Raw genomic sequence first — 20,949 nt, forward strand, 5'->3', positions numbered from 1 at the left:
CTGTCGGGATGTCGGTTGACGATGGCGGTGACCGGCCGAGGCCCGGTCGGCGGTCGCCCGGGCAGTGAGCGGGTCCGGGTGCCGGTTTCGTGGTGAGAAGGCACGGTCGCGGCGCCGGCTGAGGTGCCGACGTCTCCGGCATGCGTCGCCGAGGCGTGCGGGCTACGATCGCTGCGTAGGGCTGAGCTGACAATGCCCATTTGCCATGGTCAAACACGCCATCGATCCGGTGGTCGGAGAAACCGGAATGCAGATTTGGCGCTGGTGTACGGCTCACTGACCGGCGAGCCGATCCAGGTCGGCGAGGACCCGCGTTACATTCTTGCGGGCCGCCGCATCGTGGAGGTCTACTGGCTCGGCTACTGGCTCCCGAGGCTCACGGACGCAGAACGGTGGCAGTTGCGGGAGTACACCGTGGCACTGATGCGAGAGGGGGGCACCGAAACCTCTCCGGGACGTAAGTACTCGCTCGACGAGATCGGTGAAGCCGTCTCCTGGGCAGAAGGGCCGGCAGGGAAAGGTGTTCCTGGTACCCGGAAAGCAGCGGCCACGGGTCCGGTGGCCCGTGCGGGGACACCGGCCCGCGCCTGATCCCCGCCCGACGTCTGCGCTCGGCGAGCGATCGCGGAGTCAGGAGGTCCGACGTGACGGAACTGCGCTACGACGTAATGGTCTTCGACGGAGTACGCCGCGAACGGTCCATGCGGCTGCCCGACGGGGGCCCGATCGTGTCCTCGCCACTGGCCTCCACCCTGATCCTGGGCGAGACGGACGCGGTCCTGGTCGACCCGCCGTTCACTCGCGAGCAGGTGCACGGTGTCGGCGACTGGATCGAGAACCGGGGCAGACGACTGGCTCACATCTACGCCACCCACGGGCACGGCGACCACTGGTTCGGCACCGATCTGCTGATGCAACGGTTCCCTGACGCCGTGCCGTACGCGACCGGGGGCACGATCCGGCTGATGCACCGGCAGGCGACCGAGGGACGCGAACAGATGTGGGACGTCGACTTCCCCGGACTCATTCCCGACAGTCCAGTGGTGTACCAGGTGGTCCCCGCCCAAGGGTTCGAGCTGGAGGGGCACCGCCTCCTGGCGGTCGAGACCGGCCACACCGACACCGACGACACCACGGTCCTGCACGTGCCGTCGATCGGCCTCGTCGTGGCAGGCGACGTCGCGTACAACGGAGTCCACCAGTACCTGCTGGAAAGCCCCGGCGGCGGAATCGAGAAGTGGCTCACCGCGCTCAACACCGTCGCCGCGCTGCGTCCACGTGCGGTCGTCGCGGGCCACAAGAACAGAGAGCTCCCCGACGACCCGGCGATCCTCGAACAGACCCGCGCCTACCTGCTCGATGCGCAGCGCCTGCTGGCGGCAGGACCGAGCCCGCGCGAGTTCTTCGACCGGATGCTGCAGCTCTATCCGGATCGGCTCAACGTGAGCCCGGTCTGGTACAGCGCGCTGGCACTCCTGTCATGACCAGCCTCGTCGGCCTTGGGAGACCCCGACGCGGAACTCTTCGGCCGCCACCGTAAAAGGTGACGAGCCCGAGAAGGCGACCCGCCACACGGGGTGGCGCGCGCCACCGTCGGCGACGACATCGCGGCCCGGGTCCGCACGGCGATGCGGCAGCCGAACCACCCACCCGTACAGGCGATCTGCGCGCACCGGCAGGACCCCGAGGAGCTGATCATGCCCGGAACACCGCTGAGCTGGAGCATCCACACCGCACCCTCGATCCCCACGGAGATCGCCGACCTGCCACCCGACCTGCCCCGACGCATGTGGTCGCCGATCACGGCGACCCTCGTCACCGGCGAGCGCGACGCGGTGCTGGTCGACGCGCTGCTGACCACGGAGCAGGCCGGCCGGCTGACGGACTGGGTCGCCGCGAGCGGCAGGAACCTCACCACGGTCTTCGTGACCCACGGGCACGGCGACCACTGGTTCGGGCTGGGCACCGTGCTCGAGCGCTTCCCGCAGGCCCGCGCCGTCGCCGCACCGGCCGTGGTGGCACGGATGGAGGAGCAGCTGGCGCTGAAGTCCGTCGCGTCGACGTGGCACACGAACTTCCCGGGTCAGATCCCCGACCGGCTCGTCGCGGCCGAGCCGCTGGTCGGCGACCGGCTGGACCTGGAAGGCAACGACCTGGTCGTCGTGGCGCTCGGGCACACCGACACCGACGACACCACGTGCCTGCACGTGCCGTCCATCGGCCTGGTCGTGGCCGGTGACGCCGTCTACAACGATGTCCACCTCTACCTCGCCGAATCGTCCGCCGAGGGCCGCCGGTCCTGGCTCCACGCACTCGACACCATCGCCGCGCTGAACCCGCAGGCGGTCATCGCCGGGCACAAGCGTCCGGACGGTCCCGACGACCCGAAGAACATCGTCGAGACCGCGAAGTACCTCCGCGACTTCGAGACGGTCGCCGAGCGCACCACGACCACCCTCGAGCTCTACCAGGGCATGCTGGAACTGCACCCGACCCGGGGCAACCGGGGTGCGCTCTGGGGCTCGGCCAGGTCCGCCAAAGGCTGACCTCCCTGGCCGGCCGCGCGAGTCGGCCGGGTGGAGGGTGACTTCAGGGACGACGGCTCTCAAGGACGTCGACGGTGGGTCCGGTCGGCATCCGGCGAGCTGTTCACAGTTGGGGAGGTGTTTCGGCGCAGAGGAGGGTGATCAGCTGGGCGAGGAGGGCGTCGAGTTCGCGGCCGGACCGTCTGGCCCGGCTGCCGTCCGTGGGCCGTACGGGCCATCAAGTGACGCCGTTCGATGGATGCGGCGGTGGGGTCGGATGCGGCTGTCGTACGGCTGGGACACTTTTTACGGGATTCAGGAGGTACGCCCCGGCCGAAGAGGAGCCCGCTGCGGTGCGGGTTCCGAACCATTTGCCCGCCGTTCACCCCTGCGGTGGCAGGAAGGACCCTCGACGTGTCTGATCCCGTAGTCCTCATCACGGGTGCGCTCACCGGCATCGGCCGCGCCACCGCCCTGGCTTACGCCCGTCAAGGCGCGAACCTCGTCGTCTCCGGCCGCCACGAGGACGTGGGCGAACGGTTTGCCACGGAGCTCTCCGGCCTCGGCGCCCCGACCGAGTTCGTGCGTGCCGACGTCCGCTTCGACGCTGACGTAAAGGACCTGGTCGAGCGTGCGGTCGCGCGGTTCGGGCGGATCGATGTGGCCTTCAACAACGCCGGCACCGAAGGAACACGCGGCCCTGTCACCGAGGTGAACGACGAGGATTACCAGACCACTTTCGATACCAACGTCAAAGGGACCCTGCTGTGCCTGAAGCACGAGTTCCGGGTGATGAGGGAACAGGGGGACGGCAGCATCGTCAACGTCAGCTCCGTCTTTGGCCTGATGGGATACCCCGAGGCGACCTTGTACGTCGGGAGCAAGCACGCTGTCGCCGGTATCACCAAGGCGGCCGCACTCGAAGGAGCCGCTCACGGTATCCGGGTCAATGCGGTCGCGCCCGGCTTCACCCGGACCGGCATGTACGAGCGGTTCACCGGCGACGACTCGGTACGTGACGCGGTCGATTCGGTACTGCCCATGCACCGGGCGGGCACCCCGGAGGAGATTGCCGAGGCCGTCCAGTTCCTGGGTTCCGACAAGGCGAGATACGTCAGCGGCCACGTCCTGACCGTCGACGGCGGCCTCATGGCGGGCGGGCCCCTCTTCCCGAGCTCGTGAACCGCGAGGCCCTGCACCAGCCGCTTGAGGCGACCAATGCCTCTGCAGGAGGGGTCCTTTCTGGCTTTCCCTGTGGTCGGCCCCCGGTGGTCTTGCGGGCGTCCGCGCCGCCGAGCTGGGCGACAACGGCCAACGACCCGTTGGTTTCCCGACCGAGGACCTGGTGGACACCACGGTGGTCCGCGCCTGAGCAAGGTGGGGCCCGCCGACGGCGGAGCGGGGCAGCGGGCGGCAAGGCCTGATCAGTACAGGGCGTGGTCGGCCCGGAGCGTGGTGGCACTCGACCGCCGGGCGGCTGGCCGGAGGCCGGGATGCCACCTCGGCCGACACCTGATCACCGGGGCAGCCGAGGTTCCGGCGGGCGACAGTGATCGGCAGATTCGTCAGCCGATTGCACGGCGCGGCCTGTGCCCGTAGCGCTGCTGTACGGCCTTCTTGGCGGCGCGCGTCAGCTCGGTGACCGGGCTGTTCCATTCGGCGACGCCGTCAAGAGCAGCTCAGCTTCCATGGGCATCAGGCCAACCGGCGGATCAGTGGAGGTGTCGTTGCCAGTCCCCCGGTACGCGCCCTTGCGGTCCCGGGGCGGGCTGGGTGGTGGGGTGGTTGGCGGGCGGGGCCAGGTCGGGGCCGGTGTAGAACTGCTCGGTTTCGACGTTCCACAACCAGTCCTCATCGGGTTCGAAGCTGGCGAGGAACGGGTGTCCTTCCTGGCGTGCGTGACGGGTGGCGTGCTGGGCCGGGGAGGAATCGCAGCAGCCGATGTGGCCGCAGGCGGCGCAGCGGCGCAGGTGGAACCACCAGCCGGGGCCTTCACCGGCCAGGCACTCGACGCAGCCGTCTCCACTGGGGGGCACCGAGGGGGCGATACCGGGAATGCCGCGGTTCTCGGACATGACTCATCTCCTTCGCAGTGCGCACCCTCCATCGTTGCTCCATTCGACCGGCACCGCACATGACCTGCCTCCCTTCGTACGACCGGTGGTGCTGCGGGGCCGGGGGGTAGCAGCCGTCCGGGCGCTTGTGAACCCGGTCGCTTCGCGGGGGCGCGGTGGGACACTGGAGAGGTTCTGGCAGCGGTTTCAGCCTGGTGCCGGCCAAGAGAGGCAAAGGTCGGTTCCGCGGGAGCGGTGGTGGGGCTGATGAGTACGAGCAGCGGCTTCGGGATACCGGCCGAGTCCGGCGCGGACACCTCCGATCCCTATCGGCGGATGGCGCAGACCTTCCCGCGGCTCACCGACGAGCAGGTGGCCCGCACCCGCAGCTTCGGACAGGTCGAGGACCTCCGCGCCGGAACCCCGCTGTTCCGGCGCGGGGACCGGAGCGCGGACTTCTTCCTGGTCCTGGAAGGCAACATCGAGATCTACCATGAAGCCCCGGACGGCGCATGTCAGGTCATCACGGTGCACGGAGCCCACCAGTTCACCGGCGAGTTGGACCTGTTCAACGACCGCAAGGCCCTGCTCAACGGCCGGATGGGCGAGGACGGACAAGTGGTGCGCCTGCACCGCCCGCAGTTCCGTCGCCTGCTGGCTGCGGAACCGGACATCTGCGAGACCGTGATGCGCGCCCTCATCCTGCGCCGCCTCGGCCTGATCCAGCACGGTCAGGCCACCGTGCTGGTCGCCGGCCCGCTCACCACCGCCGACACCCTGCGGGTGCTGCATTTCCTCGAGAGCAACGGCTATCCGGTCGCCACCATCGACCCTGCGGGCGGCCCAGCCGCCCGCGAGCTGCTGAGCCGCTACGGCCTTGACGGCCGCAGTACCTGGCCGGTGGTGGTCTACCGGCCGGACCGGTTCCTGGAAAACCCCAGCAACCGGGACCTGGCACAACACCTGGGACTCGCCGAGGAACTGGACCCGACCGCGGTGTACGACCTTGCGGTGGTCGGCGCCGGCCCGGCCGGACTGGCCGCCGCGGTCTACGCCGCCTCCGAAGGACTGCACACCGTGGTACTGGAGGCAGAGGCGCCGGGCGGCCAGGCCGGTACCTCCTCCATGATCGAGAACTATCTGGGGTTCCCCATCGGAGTGAGCGGCCAGGCACTGGCCGGGCGCGCCCAGGTCCAAGCACAGAAGTTCGGCGCCCGCATCGTGCTGCCCCGCCTGGTAGTGGGGCTGGACTGCGGCCGACGGCCGTACACGATCACGCTGGAGGACGGCGACCGCTTGCGGGCCCGGACGGTCGTCGTGGCCACCGGCGCGCGCTACCGACGCCTGGACCTGTCCGGCCTGGACCGGTTCGAGGGCAACGGCATCCACTACGCCGCCACCCACATGGAGGCCGGCCTGTGCGAAAGCGAGGAGGTCGCGGTCGTCGGCGGAGCCAACTCCGCCGGTCAGGCCGCGGTTTTCCTCTCCCGGCACGCCCGCCAGGTCCAGATGCTCATCCGTGGCCCGGGCCTGTCCGAGACCATGTCCCGCTATCTGCAGGACCGCATCGAAGCCTCCGGCAACATTCTTGTGCACCCGCACACCGAACTCACCGGACTCGAGGGCGACGAGCACCTCACCCGGGTGCGATGGACCAGCAACCAGACCGGCGCCATGGAGACCCGGTCGATTGCCAACGTCTTCCTGATGCTCGGCGCCAACCCCAACACCGACTGGCTGCACGGCTGCCTGGAAACCGACCACAGGGGCTTCGTCCGCGTCGGCACGGACGTCACCAACCGCCGGATGTACGCCGACGGTGCGCAGCCGGCCGGACTGGAGACCAGTCTGCCCGGCGTCTTCGCAGTCGGCGACGTCCGAGCCGGGTCCGTCAAACGCGTCGCCTCCGCCGTCGGCGAAGGCTCCGTCGTCGTCTCGGCTGTTCACCACTCCCTCACTGCTGACAGCTCGTAAGGAGCAGGTCGCTGACCTGCAAAAACGCAGGAAGGGGGCCTAGCCGGGGAGTACCTCCATGATGCGTACATTGTTCAAGTCCAAGATGCAGCGCTTGGTCATCTGTACAGGTCAGAGGCGTGACGGAGTCGCTCCGGTCAGTAAACGGTCAGCATCGGGCACGGAGTCGTCCCGGGTTGCTGGCCTGGTGAGTGCCGTGGCGGGGGGCCTGGGGGGATATGCCCGGCTCCCGCTCGGTGAGCAGTGTGAATCGGTCGGCTGCGGCGCTCAGGACCACGCGATCGAGCGCCTGACGCAGACCTACGTGCAGAAGAAGCGTACGACACCGTCCGTTGCGGAAGCCCGCCGAGAATTGACCAGCAGACTGCCGCGGAATACGCGAAGCAGCGGACGGTCCGCCCGCCGCGAGGCTCGTCCTGCGGGCCGAGGAATCCTACGAGTTGAGCGGGTTCCTCGCTGCCGCCACTGCCCCCCGGGCGCTTCACGGGGCGATCGCTCCCAGTGTGTACTTCGCCGCGGACGTGGTCGATGCCCTGCGCGTCTGGCGCCCCATGGCGCGGCGGAGCTCACGGCACTGTGAGTGTCCGTCGGCGCTCCCCCGGCCGGTGGACGGGCCGGGGGCGCGCCGACGGGCGGGCGGCTTGGCGGATCGCTCGTGCCCACCGGCCGGTCAGGGGTCCGTTCGTAGGCCGGCCGGGACCTGCCTGCCTGCTCGGACTGGCCCCGGGCGAACTGGGCACCCACCTCGCGCTGACCGGCACGGCCATCGGCGCGGCCGACGCCCAACTATGCGGTCTCGCCGACCACTTCGTACCGTCCGAGGCGCTGCCCGCCGTGCTCGCCGGCCTCGCCTCCGTTCATGATGTGCTCACCCGCCACGTCCGGCAGGCACCCCGGGCGAGCTCGACGGCAACCGTGCCTGGATCGACCACTGCTATGCGGCGGACACGGTCGAAGAGATCGTCGACCGGCTGCTCGGACACGAGGCTCAGGCGGCCAAGGACGCGGCTACGACTCTGCTGTCCAAGTCGCCGACCGCGCTCAAGGTCACAACCGCAGCCGGCGCCGCCTGCCTGGGATTCGGGACCGCGCCGGACTTCGCTGGTACCGGTGTCCGGGCTCCCCGGAGCCCGCCGGTGTTACTTCGGCGGCCTCGCGTAAGCCTGTAGTCGCTCCTCGCGGCTGGTCAGACAACAGCTCGCACAGCGCATCGCCTCGGCACTCGTGTAGTACAGACAGCAGGTGTTGCGCAGATAGACCAGCCGCTCCGGGCCGTGCGGTGCTCGTCGGACCCGTTCCACCTCGCCCAGCGTCGCGAGTCCGCCGGGTGCGGTGTCCACGAACTGCCGCCAGCGGGCTGCCAGCAGATCCACCCGGGCGCCGTACGCGCACAGCGCCGTGGCGCAGCCATGGGTGATGCCTCCGTTCAACTGCCTGGCCCCGGCGCGGGTACGACGGTGCAGCGCATCGGCGATGGGCAGCAGATGTCCGTCGAGGACGGTGCGGTGCAGCAGCCGTACGGAGTCCTCTCCGGTCCGGGGCGCCAGCAGCCGGGCTCTGCGTACCCGGACTCCGCCGATCCCGTGCGTGGCGGGGCGCACCAGGACATTGCCGGACCGCATGTCCGGGACCTCGTCGTGCAGCGCCCAGTGGAGCACGGCGGCGGCAGTGACCCAGCCCGCGTACACCGCCATCAGGGTCAGCGCGGTCGCATGACCGGTGCGGTGGCCGCTGCTGGTGCGCTCGCGCTCCAGCAGACTGGACAGCTCCACGCCCGCCGGATCGGCCAGTCGGTCGGCTGCCAGCCACACTCCTGCTTCGCTCGCGGACGGTTCGCCTTCGGCGACCTGCCAGCGTGGCCCGTGCGGCAAGGGCGTCCAGACGGGGGAAGTGTCGTCACTCATGACAGCGGGAGGTAGACGACGTTGGGGGAGCCGGTGACCGGGTGGACGCCGATCCGGGTTCGTATCCCGTAGACCTCGGCCAGCAGTTCTTCCGTCAGTACCGCGTGCGGGGAGCCGGACGCCACCAGTCGTCCGGCGCTGAGGACGAACAGCCGGTCGCAGTAGGAGGCGGCCAGGTTGAGGTCGTGCAGCACCAGCAGATTGGTGGTGCCCAGCGTCCTTATCAGGCCGAGGATCTCCAGCTGGTAGCGGATGTCCAGATGGTTCGTGGGTTCGTCGAGCGCCAGCAGCCCCGGTTCCTGGACCAGGGCGCGGGCGATCAGGGCCCGTTGCCGTTCCCCGCCGGACAGCTCTTCGAACCGCCGGTCGGTCAGGGGCGCCGCGCCGACGCGCTGGAGCGACTGGTCGATGCGGCGGGCGTCGTCGGCGTCGTCCTGCTCCCAGAACCGTTTGTGTGGGCTTCGGCCCATCGCCACGATCTGGCGTACGGTCAGGCCGAAGGTGCCGGGGCTGTCCTGCGGTACGACGGCGACGTGGCGGGCCCGTTCCTTCACGCCGAGGGTCGCGGCGTCCGCTCCGTCCAGCAGGACCCGGCCCGCTGCGGGGCGCAGGGCGCCGTACACACAGCGCAGGAAGGTGGTTTTGCCGCTGCCGTTCGGCCCGACCAGGCCGACCGTCTCGCCGGGGGCGGCGTCCAGCACGACTGCGTCGAGCAGAGTACGGCCGGCCACCTGGTAGCTGATCCCGTCGGCGGCGAGCGCCGTCGCGGACGGTGCCGGGCTCATCCGGTGATCCCTTCGGTACGGCTGGAGCGGCGCAGCAGCCAGAGGAAGAACGGGCCGCCGAGCAGGGCAGTGATCACCCCGGCGGGAATCTCTTCGGGGGCTGCCACGGTTCGGGCCAGCAGATCGGCCAGCAGCAGGAAGACGGCCCCGCCGAGCGCGGTCACCGGCAGCAGTCCGCGGTGGGACGCGCCGACGATCAGCCGTGCGGCGTGCGGAATCATCAGGCCGACGAAGCCGATCGCCCCGCTGTAGGCGACCAGCACGCCGATGATCAGCGACACCAGCACGAAGACCCCGCCCCGGAAACGTCCGGGGTCCAGGCCCAGGCTGCGGGCCCCTTCCTCCCCGGTGAGCAGCAGATCCAGCGGACGGGCCAGGCTGATCAGGAGTACGGCCCCGACGCCCAATATCGCGGCGGGCAGCGCCAGTTGGTCCCAGCGGGCGCCACCCAGGCCGCCCAGGGTCCAGAACAGGATCGCCCGCACATGCTCGGCCCGGGAGGACAACACCAGGATCAGGCTGGTGAATGCGGACAGCACGTACTGGATCGCCACCCCGGCCAGGATCAGTCGGCCCGTTGTCATGGTGCCGCCGCGCCGGGCCATCGCGTAGACGGCGACCAGCGCGGCCATGGACCCGGCGAACGCGGCAATGGGCAGCGCCACGTCGGTGGCCGCTCCGGCGCCGACCCCCAGCACGACGACCACGGCGGCGCCCGCTGACGCCCCGGACGAGGCGCCCAGCAGAAACGGATCGGCCAACGGGTTGCGCACCAGCGCCTGGAGCACCGTGCCCGACAGGGCCAGCCCGGCGCCGACGACGGCCCCGAGCAGCACCCTGGGCATCCGTACCTCCCACACGATCGTCGGGTACGCACCGGTGCGTTCACCGCCCAGGACCGTACTCAATACCTCGCCCGGCGGAATCCGTACCGGGCCGAGCGCCAGACCGGCCACCGCCGCCGCGAGCAGCAGCACCGTGAGGACGCCGATCACGACAGGGGCCGAGCGCAGGACGGACTTCGGGCCGGGGCGGGCGGACTCCGCGCTCACGGAGTGCCGGGGTGCAGCTGCCCGGCCAGGTCCTGCACGGCGTCGGCGACCCGGACACCGAGCACCGCCGAGGACAGCGGGAGCACCGCGAACTTCTTGTTCCTGACCGCCGGCACGTTCGCGAGTGCCGGATCGTTCAGCAGCCGCTTCTTCTTGGCTGCCATCGTGGTGCCTCCGTAGTCGTAGATCACGACCACCTCGGGCTTGCGCTTGATGACCTGCTCCCAGGACACGTCGCCGAAGGTGGCGTCGAGGTCCGCGAAGACGTTCCGGCCCCCGGCGAGCCGGACGATCTCGTTGCCGATGCCCTTGCCGCCCGCCGTGAACGCGGAGCTGTCGCCGGAGTCGTACACGAACACCGAGGGACGTGAGGAGCCCTTGAGCCCTGCCTCGACCGTCGTGATCTTCTGTCGCTCCTCGGCGATCAGCTTCCTGCCGCGTTCCGGTACGCCGAAGATCCTGGCGACTTGGGTGATCTCGGTGGCGAGCTGATCGATACCGACCTTGCCCTTGGTGCAGTTCTCGATGTTCAGCCGGGTGTTGATGCCGTCCTTCTGAAGTCCCGCCCGGTCCAGGCCCTTGGCCTTGTCGAAGGCGCTGCTGTACCCGCCGTAGACGAAGTCGGGGTTGGCGCCGAGCAGCACCTCCTTGGAGGGGTACTCCTTCGCGAGCACCTTGGTCCCGGCGTACGCGGACCGGTACTCCGGCAGGATGCTGTCGTCCAGGTAGGCCGTCCCGGTCAGCCGGTCCTGGAGCCCGAGGGCCAGCACGATCTCGGTGACGTGCTGGTTCATGGTGACGACCCGCTTCGGCGGGGCGTCGAAGGTCGTCTTCGTACCGCAGTTGGTGACCGTGTAGGGAAAACCGTCGACGGCCGGTGCGGCCTTTGCCTTGTCCTCGCCGTCCGTGCCGGAGCCGCATCCGGTGAGCGGCAGCAGAAGCAGCGGTATGAGCGCGAGTGGTACACGGCGGATCCGGGGCATGGCCGAGCCTTTCCGGGGGATGTCCTCGTCCCCTGGGTCGTACGAGAAGGCGGCGCGGCCAGTATCTGGCTTCCGGGCTGCTGCAGCCCGGTCACAGTGGCGGGACCGTACCGGATTCACACCGGTTTCCTGACGCGCGTCGCCTGAATTTTCGAAGCCCATTCTGTCAGACCGCGCATTCCGACAGGTCCCGACCCGTGCGTTGTCGGCCCTGGTCGGCCCCGGACGCCGAGGTCCGCGACGACCGAGGGCATCTGACCACCATTCAGGCTGCTGTGGTGTCGGTGATCAGACGACGCTTGCGTCCCTTGATCTTCTTGCCGGCGTAGATGCCCTGGCTGGTCTCGGTAACGTTTCCCGAAACCTTCACGCTCTGCGCGTCCACCACGGCGGCGGTCGGCTGGGCGCGGCTACGGCCGTTGGCCCGGTGGGCGTGTCCCGTAACAGGCCGTGGCCTGCTGAGTGGTGCCGTCAAGTCAGCATCTGATCAGCATCAGTCCCCCAGAATTCCGAGATGGCCTTCCGGTCAGGTGCCCGATCGGCCGCGTTGCAACAGCCTGATTCGCGCGGAATCGCAGGCAGGGAGCCTGCTCGCGAGCGTGAACTGATGTTCTCTGCAATCTACGAGTCCAAGGCGTGCAGTTGTACAGTGAAGAACGCCCTTGACCTGCACAAAGCTGGCAGGGAGCCCTCTTCCAGGAGTACAGATTGCTGCGCACGATGTTCAAGTCCAAGATCCACCGGGCCACCGTGACCCAGGCCGACCTGCACTACGTCGGTTCCGTCACCGTCGATGCCGAGTTGATGGAAGCGGCGGACCTGCTGCCCGGCGAGCTGGTGCACATCGTCGACATCGACAACGGTGCACGCCTGGAGACGTACGTCATCGAGGGCGAACGCGGCTCCGGTGTCATCGGCGTCAACGGCGCCGCCGCCCACCTCGTCCACCCCGGTGACCTGGTCATCCTGATCAGTTACGCCCAGGTCGACGACGCCGAGGCGCGCGGCCTGACCCCGCGTATCGTGCATGTCGATGCCGACAACCGGATCGTCGCGCTCGGCGCCGATGCCTCCGAGCCCGTACCCGGCACCGCCACCGAACGGAGCCCGCACGCCCTCCCAGCGGCGCGCTGACCCCGGCTCGACCACTGAGGGAGCACCCGTCATGGCAGAACAGACCGACCGGATCGAACTCGACATCCGCGACGACCGCACGCGCGGCAACCTCCTCGCGTACGAGAACGGGAAGGCCGCCGGAGTCATCGCGTACTTCGTGATGGAAGGCGACCCCGCGGCGCTCGTCGCCGTGCACACCGTCGTCGAGCCCGGCCACGAGGGCAAGGGCATCGCGGGCGCCCTCGTCCAGGAGTTCTACGCCATGGCGGGCCGCGAGGGTGTCCCGGTCGTCCCGCTCTGCCCGTACGCCGCGAAGTGGGCGGAGCGCCACCCCGACCGGGCTCCCGAGGCCCCGGCCGAACTGGTGGAGCGGGCGAAGGCGCAGCTCACGTCCCACCCCGAGTTGTAGTGATCAACACGGCGGACTGCACCGATCCACTCGGCCGATGACCCGACCCGGACCGGGGAGTTGTACGTTCGGTCGATGACACTCGCACTTCTGCACACCTCCCCGGTCCACGTCCCGGTCTTCGACGCGCTCCGGGACACGGATCATCCCGGACTCGCCCTGCGCCATCTCGTGTCCGAGAACCTGCTCGCCCGGGCCAGGGACGAGGGCCCCGAAGCGGTGTCGGACGAGATCCGGGCGCTGCTCGCGGGCGTCGTCGCCGAAGGTGCCTCCGCCGTTCTCTGCACCTGTTCGACGATCGGCGGGGTCGCGGAGTCGGCCGCGCTGACGGTCGGGGTTCCGGTGCTGCGTGTCGACCGCCCCATGGCGGCCGCTGCCTCGGAAATGGACCGCGTGGTGGTCCTCGCGGCGCTGGGCGACACCCTGGCGCCGACCCTCGCGCTGCTCGCCGAAGAGGTGGGGGACCGGCCCGTCGGGGTCCGCACCGTCCTGGTCGAGGGGGCCTGGGCGCGCTTCGAGGCCGGGGACCGCGACGGCTTTCTGGACCTGGTCGCGGCGGCGGTAGATGCGGTGACGGACGCCGATGTGATCGTGCTGGCGCAGGCGTCGATGGCCGATGTGGTCACCCGTGCGGTCACCCGGATCCCGGTGCTCGCCAGCCCCCGGACGGGCCTCGCAGCCGCGGCAGTCGCCGCCGCGCGCTGACCCGTCGCGGGGACGGTGCACCCGGACAGATCATCCGGAACCCGTACGCATGGGCTCACCAGGCGCGGGCAGCCGCTCCGGGGGACGGTGGAAGCAGATCCACCCCGAACCGCTCGGAGGCCTCCGATGACCAATCCGTACCCCGACCCCGTGGCACCGGCGCCCACGCCCGGACCGATGCCCGAGCCGCCGTCGCCGCTGCCGGAGCCGCCGCCTCCGCCGCCCGGACCCGTCCCGCCCGGCCCCGCGCCGGATCCGATTCCACAGCCGCCCACCCCGAACCCCGAGCCGGTACCGGAACCGGAGCCGTCACCTCATCCGCCCGGCTGACCGCCCGGTCCGTCTCGCGGGCTCCGGCCCCTCGACAGCGCTACTCCGGTGCCGACCGGGGCGGTGTCCACGCGCGCCGTGAGCCGGTGATCGAGCCCTGTTCGTATGCTGCCGGTCGCGGTCCGCGGCCGTGGGGCCGACCTGGGGTGTGCTGTCCGGGAACTTCCGCCGGAAGCACCGCCGCGGCCCGCGCCGCCCTTGCCGCGTGGGGCGCACCGGTCCTCGTCCTCGCGGTATTGGAGGGCGGCCCGCTTACCTGTCTCGCCGCCGGTGTCGCGGCGTTGTTCGGCAGCCGGTCGTCCAGCCGGACGCGGGACACCATCCGTGGCTCGACAACCCCCGCCGGTTCGCCCGGACCGTCGAGGCGTTCCTGGCCCAGGGGTGGGGCGGGCCGGCGGTCTGACTCCGCCGGAGGGAACTCTCGTGGTGGACGGTCGCACCCGGCACGGCTCCCACCTGCGTGGTGCTGCCGGGAGGGTCAGGCGATGATCGGGATCACGGCCTCCGGCGTCAGCATTCGGAAGGTGAACGCCTGATGGAAGTAGAGCCGGATGCTGGTCGCGTCGTGGTCCTGATAGCCGATCGACAGATCCTGGCCCAGGCGCAGTTCGAAGTCGCCGCCCCGGGTGGACAGCAGAACGCCGCCCGTGACGGCGGGTGCCCACAGGATCTGGTCGTCCAGCAGCCGGGCCAGGTGGGTGGCCACCGGGTATCCGTGGTCGGAGGTCTCCGTCGCCTCGGTGAAGGCGTCGGCACCGAGCAGCAGCCGGTACGGGCCGTCGACCCCGGCCAGCCGCAGCCGGGTCAGCGCCTGGCTGACGGCGGTCGGATAGTCGCGGGCGTCGGCCGGAAGCGGCAGCGGGGTGTGCGAGGAGCCGTCCCGGAGCCCGGTGATGCCGGCCGACGCGTACCCGTCGATGATCGCCATGTCCTCGGCGAACGCACAGGTGCGGGCCGCGTCCTTGACGGGCTGCCAGTCGCTGTCGTCGGAACCGCGCTCGACGTCGTCCACGGCCGAACGGGTCACCGTGAACGGCACCCGCCACTCGATGACGGGCACCGAAGTGCGGGCCCGGGCGGTCACGTCCGGTGTGGGCGGATCGATTCCGCGCAGATGACCGTCGCCGATGGCTGCGAGTCCGGGACCGTCCGGGCCGGTGACATCGACGACACGGCGGCCCGCCACATGGCGGCTGAAGGTGCGCCGGGCCTCTTCTTCGATCTGGTCCCAGGCGGCTTCCGTGACGGGGGCGAGTTCGCGGTGGAGGTTGTTCATCACTGGGCGCTTTCTTGCAGGCTGCCGATGCGCAGCGAGCCGTCGTCCGACCGAACCGGGGCCGGGGCCTGCGCCACCGCGGGCGCGGACGCCGGCTCCGGCAGGGTCTCGGCCGCGGTCATGGCGGGCGACGGTGGCGGGGCGTCGAAGAAGTCGGCGCGGGGGGCGTAGAAGAGTGTGCCGGTGACCGCCGTGGAGAAGTCGAGGATGCGGTCGTACGTGCCGGGCGGGTTGCCGAGGAACATGTTGCGGAGCATCTGCTCGGTCACGCCCGGATCGGCGGCGTAACCGATGAAGTACGTGCCGAACTCGCCCTGCTGGAAGCTGCCGAACGGCATATTGGCCCGCAGGATCTCGCGCGACGTGCCGTCCGGTTCGGTGATCGTGTTGAGCGCGACATGCGAGTCGGGGGGTTTGACGTCGTCGGGGAACTCGATGTCGGCGAACTTCGTACGGCCGATGACGCGCTCCTGGGCCTCGGTGTTCAGCGCGTTCCAGGACGCGAGGTCGTGCAGATACTTCTGCACGATGACGTAGCTGCCGCCGGCGAACTCGGGATCCTCCGCGCCGACCAGGGCCGCCGATCGCGCGTCCGCCCCCACGGGGTTCTCCGTGCCGTCGACGAAGCCGAGCAGGTCCCGGTGGTCGAAGTAACGGAATCCCTGTGTCTCGTCCACCACCTTCACCGCCGCGCCGAGCCGGTCGAGGAGCTGGGCCGCCCACTCGTAACAGACGTCCATCCGCTCGGCCCGGATGTGGAACAGCAGATCTCCCGGCGTGGCGGGCGCCCGGTGGCGGGCACCGTGCAGTTCCTGGAACGGGTGGAGCCCCGCCGGACGCGGTCCTGCGAACAGCCGGTCCCAGGCGTCGGAGCCGAAAGAGGTCACCGCGACCAGGTCGGCGCCCGGGAACCGGAACCCGATGGAACGGGAGATCGCCGCCAGATCCGGCAGCACCCCGCGGACGACGGGCTCACCATCGGGCTCGATCGTGGCGACCAGGATCAGGGCGGCGCTGGTCAACGGCGCGACGACGGGCTGGGCCGCGACCGGTTCCGGCGTGGCGTCGGGCATACGGAGGCTCCATGGCGTCAGCGGTACGGAAGTGCAGCGAGCTCTCGGGTGGGGCGACAAGTAGGCCCGCTGCTACTTACGCACACGTACGACTGCGCCGCACCCCGGGTCACCCGCCCGGGCGACGGTGGGCCGGTTCGCCTCATCCACCGGTTTCTTGACGCGCTTCCGGACGTCACGTGAGGCGACGACCCGCGCGACCTCCCGGCGACGACCGGGACACCGGCCAGGTGCGAACGGCTCGGAGCCGGAGGAGGCCGGGCGGTCCGACCGCCAGGGGCGTGGCAATAGGCCGGGCACTCCGGCGGGCCGCGGCAGACCCGCATCGCCTTCGGGGGCTGCCCCACCAGGTCTCAGGGCCCACGGCCACCGGTGTCAGCCCGGTCTCCACCGTGGCGCATCGGCGGAGGGCTGCCGAACGCCGCCCGCCGCCGTGGGCCAGGGGCGCCGCCGGCGTCCCGCGCATCAGCCGGTTTCGACCTCGGACCGGTCGCCGCCCCAGAGCGTGTGGAAGGAGCCTTCGCGGTCCGTACGCCGATACGTGTGCGCGCCGAAGAAGTCGCGCTGCCCCTGGGTCAGCGCCGCGGGCAGCCGGCCCGCGCGCAGTCCGTCGTAGTACGAGAGCGCGGCCCCGAAACCCGGCGTCGGCACACCCTGCCGCACCGCCTCGGCGACCACCGCGCGCCAGTCGTCCTGGGCCGCGCCGATCTCCGTGGCGAACTGCTTGTCCGAGAGCAGGCTCAGCAGGTCGGGGCGGGTGCCGTAGGCCGCCCGGATCCGGTCCAGGAACGCGGCCCGGATGATGCACCCGGCCCGCCAGATTGCCGCCACCGCGCCGAGGTCGATGTTCCAGTCGTACGCCTCGCTGCCCGCCCGGATCTGGTGGAACCCCTGCGTGTACGAGACGATCTTGGACGCGTACAGCGCCTGCTCCACCCGGTCGGCGAACGCCGCGGCAGCCGATTCGTCGAGCACCGCGGCCGACGGGCCCGCCAGGCTCTTCGCCGCCTCGCGTAGATCCGCGTGGCCGGACAGCGAGCGGGCGAACACGGCCTCCGCGATACCGGAGACGGGAACCCCGAGATCTAGCGCGATCTGCACGGTCCAGCGGCCCGTGCCCTTCTGCTCCGCCTGGTCCTGCACGATGTCGACGAAGGGCTTTCCGGTGGCCGCGTCGGTGTGGGAGAGCACCTCCGCCGTGATCTCGATCAGATAGGAGTCGAGGCGGCCGGTGTTCCAGCGGCGGAACGTCTCGGCGATCTTCGCGGGGGAGTAGCCCGACACCTTGCGCAGCAGGTCGTACGCCTCCGCGATCAGTTGCATGTCCGCGTACTCGATGCCGTTGTGGACCATCTTCACGAAGTGCCCGGCCCCGTCGGGACCGATGTGAGTGGTACACGGGGCGCCGTCCTTCGCCTTGGCGGCGATCTTCTCCAACAGCGGCCCCAGAGATTCGTACGACTGCGACGAGCCGCCCGGCATGATGCTCGGCCCGTTCAGCGCGCCCTCCTCGCCGCCCGAGATGCCGACGCCCACGAAGTGGATGCCGCGCCCGCGCAGATCCCGCTCGCGGCGGCGGGTGTCCTCGAAGTGCGCGTTGCCGCCGTCGATGATGACGTCGCCCTCCTCCAGGAGCGGCGCGAACTCCTGGATCACGGCATCCGTCGGACCGCCCGCCTTCACCATGATGACCAGCCGGCGCGGGCGTTCCAGCGCCGAGACGAACTCCTCCGGCGTACGTGCCGCCACGAAGGAACCCTCGTCGCCGAACTCCTCGACCAGGGCGTCCGTCTTCGCGGTCGTCCGGTTGTGTACGGCGACCGTGAAGCCGTTGCGGGCGAAGTTACGGGCGAGGTTGCGGCCCATGACCGCGAGTCCTGTGACGCCGATCTGCGCGGTGCCGCTCATCTGTGTTCTCTGCAATCTGTGTCAGGGATGCCGGGATCTTCAGTATGGATACGGGGCAGGGCAACGGCAGTTCAGCATGGGCCGTATGGCTCCGTCTGTGCACGGGACGATCCGGGCCGTCAGGGCCGTCCGTGACGGGTGCGCCGGGCTTTACTCTCTTGTCATCGCCCTTTGTCTGCCCATAAGTTGGGCGCTTGCGACGTGTCCTACTGCCTGTGGGGGAGCCAAGTCATGGCCGCGAACGGACGGCACCGCAGATATCAGCCCAGCCGGCTCAACCGCGCCTCGCTCACGGTCACCGCCGGAGGCGCGGGCATCGCTCTCCCGCTTGTCGCGGCGGCCTCGGCGGGCGCCGCGTCGACGGACGTCTGGGAGAAGGTCGCCGCCTGCGAGTCCACCGGCAACTGGCACGTCAACAGCGGAAACGGCTACTTCGGTGGCCTGCAGTTCACCCGCTCGACCTGGGCGGCCTACGGTGGCACGGCGTACGCCCCGCGCGCCGATCTCGCGACCAAGGACCAGCAGATAGCCGTTGCGGAGAAGGTGCTCGAAGGGCAGGGGCCCGGCGCCTGGCCGGGCTGTTCGACACGGGCGGGGCTGACGAGCGGCGGGGACGCCCCCGACGTCAATACCCAGTCGGCGAGGACCAGCCAGGTGAAGACGCCCGGGAAGGTCGTCGCCGGGAAGCCGGAGACGAAGCGGACGCCCACGCCCGCCACGCCGACCACGGTGCCCGGCAAGCGCGAGTCGTACACCGTTACCCCTGGCGACTCGCTCTCCGCGATCGCGGCGACCGAGCACGTACGGGGCGGCTGGCAGCACCTGTACGCGGCGAACCGCAAGGTCGTGGGGGACGACCCGGATCTCATCTTTCCCGGGCAGCGCCTGAGCCTCGATGCGGCCCGGGCACCGGGAACGGATGCCGGGGCGGGCTCGACCGTGACGACGAAGCCGACGAAGAAGCCGAAGGCGACGACCGCACCGCACGAAAAGGCTGAGCCGCAGCACCGGACGGCCAAGCCGAAGCAGCAAGCGGCCACGTCCCCCCACCAGTCGGCGAATCCCCAGCACCGAACGGCGGAGCCGCATCACCGGAGCGCGGAACCCCAGCACCGGACGGCGAAGCCGCACCATCGGACCGCGAAGCCGAAGCCCCACCCGAAGAAGACCGAGAGCCACGACCATGAGCGGGCGGAGAAGCACGCCGGCCTCGTCGCGCCGGTCGCGGCCGGTATCGGCACCCCGTACCACCAGGCCGGTTCCTGGGCCAGCGGCTACCACACCGGTGTCGACTTCCCCGTTCCGACCGGTACCTCGGTGAAGGCGGTCGACTCCGGCACGGTCGTCTCGGCGGGCTGGGGCGGAGCGTACGGATACCAGATCGTCATCCGGCACAGCAACGGCAAGTACAGCCAGTACGCGCACCTGTCCGCGCTTCACGTGCGCGAGGGCCGGCACGTCTCCGCAGGCCAGCGGATTGCCCGATCGGGCTCCACCGGGAACGTCACGGGTCCGCACCTGCACTTCGAGATCCGCACCGGCCCCGGCTACGGCTCGGACATCGACCCGCTGGCCTACCTCAGGGCGGGCGGCGTCAGCGTCTGAACGGCCCCTGGCGATCCGGCTGCGTCATCGGCTGCGCCGGACGCCGTGGACGACACGCCGTCCCGCCGTGCGGGGCGGGCGTGTGACGGCCGCCCGGGCCCGAACTCCACTTGTCCGATCCGACGCTCCAACGACATGAGCAGGGGCAGCGCAGGGGCCGCCGCGACGGCTTCGTCGGCCGCGGCAGGCCTCGCGGACATCGCCGCCGGACGCTCCGAACCCAGCCGCTCCGTCGTGAGCAGGATCAGCCCGCCGGCGGCGACCACCCCGCACGCCAGCGCGAGCACGGTGCCCGTCGTACCGTGCCGGAATTCCTCGTCGAACATGGTGATGCCGACGGCCGCGGCTATCACCGGATTCACCACGGTCACCGTGGCCAGCGGCGCGGTCAGCCCGGCACCCCGGTACGCGACCTGGGACAGCAGCAGCCCGGCCGCCGCGAATGCGGCGATCGCCAGCAGAGCCGGCATTCCGGCCCCCGCGTCGCCGGACGTCCACTGCACCGCCACCGTCTTCGTGAACACCGAGGCGATACCGAAAGCCACACCCGCCGCCCCTGCCACGATCACGCTCCGCACCACCGGCCTGTGCACACCCTTGGAGACCAGGAAGAGCGCCGCGACCCCACCGAGCGCCACACCGGCGAGCATCAGCTGATCCGGGCCGCTCAGCGACCGCGACTCGCCGTCCCCGGTGAGCGCGAGCAGGCCCGCCAGACCGACGGTCGCCATGATTGCGCCGCGCCATGCGGTGGCCCGTGCCCGGCGGCGTACGAAGAGTGCCGCCATCGGCAGGGCGAAGACGATGGTCAGCGCACCGAGCGGCTGGACGAGACTGAGCGGACCGTAGGCCAGCGCCACGACATGCAGCACCGCGCCAACCCCGTTCAGCGCCACGGCGGACCACCAGACACGGTTGCGCAAGGGTGCGAGCGAGCGGCCGTCGCCGGCCGCGGCCACGCGCTCCTGGACGATTGCCCCGGCCGCGTAGGCGACCGCGGAGACCAGCGACAGAAGCACGGACAGCGCAAGGGAACTCATGTTCACCACGATGTCCCTCCGAGGCGGCCGCGTCGTCGTCCTTGAGGGGGCGATCCGTCGTACTGCCTTGGTAGTACGGGAGTGGTCCCGGTGTCCTCCTGCCGACGGTAGTCATCCCTCCTGAGGACTCCGAGTCGATCACTCGGAGGGGATACGGTGAACGCCGGGTCGCGCGGCTCGCGGCATCCCGGACGCCCGCGATCCCGCGAG

The 20,949-nt window shown here is 70.4% G+C and carries 19 protein-coding genes, 1 pseudogene and 1 riboswitch; of the genes and pseudogenes, 10 read left to right on the top strand and 10 right to left on the bottom strand.

Translation table 11 applies throughout. The annotated features are described in order from the left end of the window. The first annotated feature begins 264 nt into the window (after nt 1-264). From ACZ7L9_RS27160 to ACZ7L9_RS27175, 4 genes are all read left to right on the top strand, one after another. The gene (locus ACZ7L9_RS27160) at nt 265-591 is read left to right on the top strand and encodes a hypothetical protein (RefSeq protein ID WP_471419096.1); all 327 of its coding nucleotides are present in this window, start codon (nt 265-267) and stop codon (nt 589-591) included. 53 nt (nt 592-644) lie between these two features. Beyond that, nucleotides 645-1,484 (top strand): MBL fold metallo-hydrolase, encoded by an 840-nt coding sequence (locus ACZ7L9_RS27165; protein WP_471419098.1) that lies wholly within the window; start codon nt 645-647, stop codon nt 1,482-1,484. A 93-nt stretch (nt 1,485-1,577) separates the two neighbouring features. Then, nucleotides 1,578-2,546, top strand: coding sequence for an MBL fold metallo-hydrolase (locus tag ACZ7L9_RS27170; protein ID WP_471419101.1), 969 nt, complete (start codon nt 1,578-1,580; stop codon nt 2,544-2,546). A gap of 393 nt (nt 2,547-2,939) precedes the next feature. Further along, nucleotides 2,940-3,707, top strand: coding sequence for an SDR family NAD(P)-dependent oxidoreductase (locus tag ACZ7L9_RS27175; protein ID WP_471419103.1), 768 nt, complete (start codon nt 2,940-2,942; stop codon nt 3,705-3,707). A 530-nt stretch (nt 3,708-4,237) separates the two neighbouring features. Here the strand turns inward: ACZ7L9_RS27175 and ACZ7L9_RS27180 are convergent. Then, nucleotides 4,238-4,600, bottom strand: coding sequence for a UBP-type zinc finger domain-containing protein (locus tag ACZ7L9_RS27180; protein ID WP_471419105.1), 363 nt, complete (start codon nt 4,598-4,600; stop codon nt 4,238-4,240). 246 nt (nt 4,601-4,846) lie between these two features. Between ACZ7L9_RS27180 and ACZ7L9_RS27185 the strand changes: the two genes are divergently transcribed. Next, nucleotides 4,847-6,553 (top strand): FAD-dependent oxidoreductase, encoded by a 1,707-nt coding sequence (locus ACZ7L9_RS27185; protein WP_471419107.1) that lies wholly within the window; start codon nt 4,847-4,849, stop codon nt 6,551-6,553. Nucleotides 6,554-7,234: 681 nt separating this feature from the next. Beyond that, nucleotides 7,235-7,614 (top strand): annotated as a pseudogene (locus tag ACZ7L9_RS27190) (enoyl-CoA hydratase/isomerase family protein); the annotation flags it as partial. A gap of 78 nt (nt 7,615-7,692) precedes the next feature. On the opposite strand, the gene ACZ7L9_RS27195 reads toward ACZ7L9_RS27190, so the two are convergent. From ACZ7L9_RS27195 to ACZ7L9_RS27215, 5 genes are all read right to left on the bottom strand, one after another. After that, the gene (locus tag ACZ7L9_RS27195) at nt 7,693-8,457 is read right to left on the bottom strand and encodes a (2Fe-2S)-binding protein (RefSeq protein WP_471419109.1); all 765 of its coding nucleotides are present in this window, start codon (nt 8,455-8,457) and stop codon (nt 7,693-7,695) included. After that, nucleotides 8,454-9,242 (bottom strand): ABC transporter ATP-binding protein, encoded by a 789-nt coding sequence (locus ACZ7L9_RS27200; RefSeq protein WP_471419111.1) that lies wholly within the window; start codon nt 9,240-9,242, stop codon nt 8,454-8,456. Before ACZ7L9_RS27200 ends, ACZ7L9_RS27195 begins: the two co-directional genes overlap by 4 nt. Beyond that, nucleotides 9,239-10,294, bottom strand: a complete 1,056-nt coding sequence (locus tag ACZ7L9_RS27205) for a FecCD family ABC transporter permease (RefSeq protein WP_471419113.1) — start codon at nt 10,292-10,294, stop codon at nt 9,239-9,241. Before ACZ7L9_RS27205 ends, ACZ7L9_RS27200 begins: the two co-directional genes overlap by 4 nt. Next, nucleotides 10,291-11,277 carry an ABC transporter substrate-binding protein gene (locus tag ACZ7L9_RS27210; protein WP_471419115.1) on the bottom strand — a complete coding sequence of 329 codons (987 nt, stop codon included), beginning with the start codon at nt 11,275-11,277 and terminating at the stop codon, nt 10,291-10,293. Before ACZ7L9_RS27210 ends, ACZ7L9_RS27205 begins: the two co-directional genes overlap by 4 nt. A 39-nt stretch (nt 11,278-11,316) precedes the next feature. Then, nucleotides 11,317-11,468: riboswitch (cobalamin riboswitch) on the bottom strand. A gap of 74 nt (nt 11,469-11,542) precedes the next feature. Next, entirely contained in the window at nt 11,543-11,752 is a 210-nt protein-coding gene (locus ACZ7L9_RS27215; RefSeq protein WP_471419117.1) for a hypothetical protein, read from the bottom strand. A gap of 233 nt (nt 11,753-11,985) precedes the next feature. On the opposite strand from ACZ7L9_RS27215, the gene panD reads away from it, so the two are divergent. The 3 genes from panD (at nt 11,986) to ACZ7L9_RS27230 (ending at nt 13,507) form a co-directional block, all read left to right on the top strand. Then, nucleotides 11,986-12,411 (top strand): aspartate 1-decarboxylase, encoded by a 426-nt coding sequence (gene panD / locus ACZ7L9_RS27220; protein ID WP_471419119.1) that lies wholly within the window; start codon nt 11,986-11,988, stop codon nt 12,409-12,411. Between the two features lie 31 nt (nt 12,412-12,442). Continuing rightward, the gene (locus ACZ7L9_RS27225; RefSeq protein ID WP_471419121.1) at nt 12,443-12,802 is read left to right on the top strand and encodes a GNAT family N-acetyltransferase; all 360 of its coding nucleotides are present in this window, start codon (nt 12,443-12,445) and stop codon (nt 12,800-12,802) included. A gap of 75 nt (nt 12,803-12,877) precedes the next feature. Next, nucleotides 12,878-13,507: an aspartate/glutamate racemase family protein gene (locus ACZ7L9_RS27230; RefSeq protein ID WP_471419123.1), complete on the top strand. Its 630-nt coding sequence runs from the start codon at nt 12,878-12,880 to the stop codon at nt 13,505-13,507. Between the two features lie 808 nt (nt 13,508-14,315). On the opposite strand, the gene ACZ7L9_RS27235 is transcribed toward ACZ7L9_RS27230, so the two are convergent. The 3 genes from ACZ7L9_RS27235 to gndA all read right to left on the bottom strand — a co-directional run bounded on the left by ACZ7L9_RS27235 (nt 14,316) and on the right by gndA (nt 18,094). Then, nucleotides 14,316-15,113 (bottom strand): family 1 encapsulin nanocompartment shell protein, encoded by a 798-nt coding sequence (locus ACZ7L9_RS27235; protein ID WP_471419125.1) that lies wholly within the window; start codon nt 15,111-15,113, stop codon nt 14,316-14,318. Continuing rightward, nucleotides 15,113-16,186, bottom strand: a complete 1,074-nt coding sequence (locus ACZ7L9_RS27240; protein ID WP_471419127.1) for a Dyp-type peroxidase — start codon at nt 16,184-16,186, stop codon at nt 15,113-15,115. Before ACZ7L9_RS27240 ends, ACZ7L9_RS27235 begins: the two co-directional genes overlap by 1 nt. Nucleotides 16,187-16,651: 465 nt before the next feature. Continuing rightward, on the bottom strand, nt 16,652-18,094 hold the full coding sequence (gndA, locus tag ACZ7L9_RS27245; protein WP_471419129.1) for an NADP-dependent phosphogluconate dehydrogenase: 1,443 nt from the start codon (nt 18,092-18,094) through the stop codon (nt 16,652-16,654). 231 nt (nt 18,095-18,325) lie between these two features. On the opposite strand from gndA, the gene ACZ7L9_RS27250 reads away from it, so the two are divergent. Beyond that, nucleotides 18,326-19,699 carry a transglycosylase family protein gene (locus ACZ7L9_RS27250; RefSeq protein WP_471419131.1) on the top strand — a complete coding sequence of 458 codons (1,374 nt, stop codon included), beginning with the start codon at nt 18,326-18,328 and terminating at the stop codon, nt 19,697-19,699. Here ACZ7L9_RS27250 and ACZ7L9_RS27255 read toward each other — a convergent pair. Further along, a complete protein-coding gene (locus ACZ7L9_RS27255) occupies nt 19,669-20,739 on the bottom strand; it encodes a DMT family transporter (RefSeq protein ID WP_471419133.1) in 1,071 nt (356 codons plus the stop codon). The genes ACZ7L9_RS27250 and ACZ7L9_RS27255 overlap by 31 nt on opposite strands. Nucleotides 20,740-20,949: the final 210 nt, after the last annotated feature.

It is taken from the genome of Streptomyces sp. NPDC111516 (assembly GCF_055635345.1).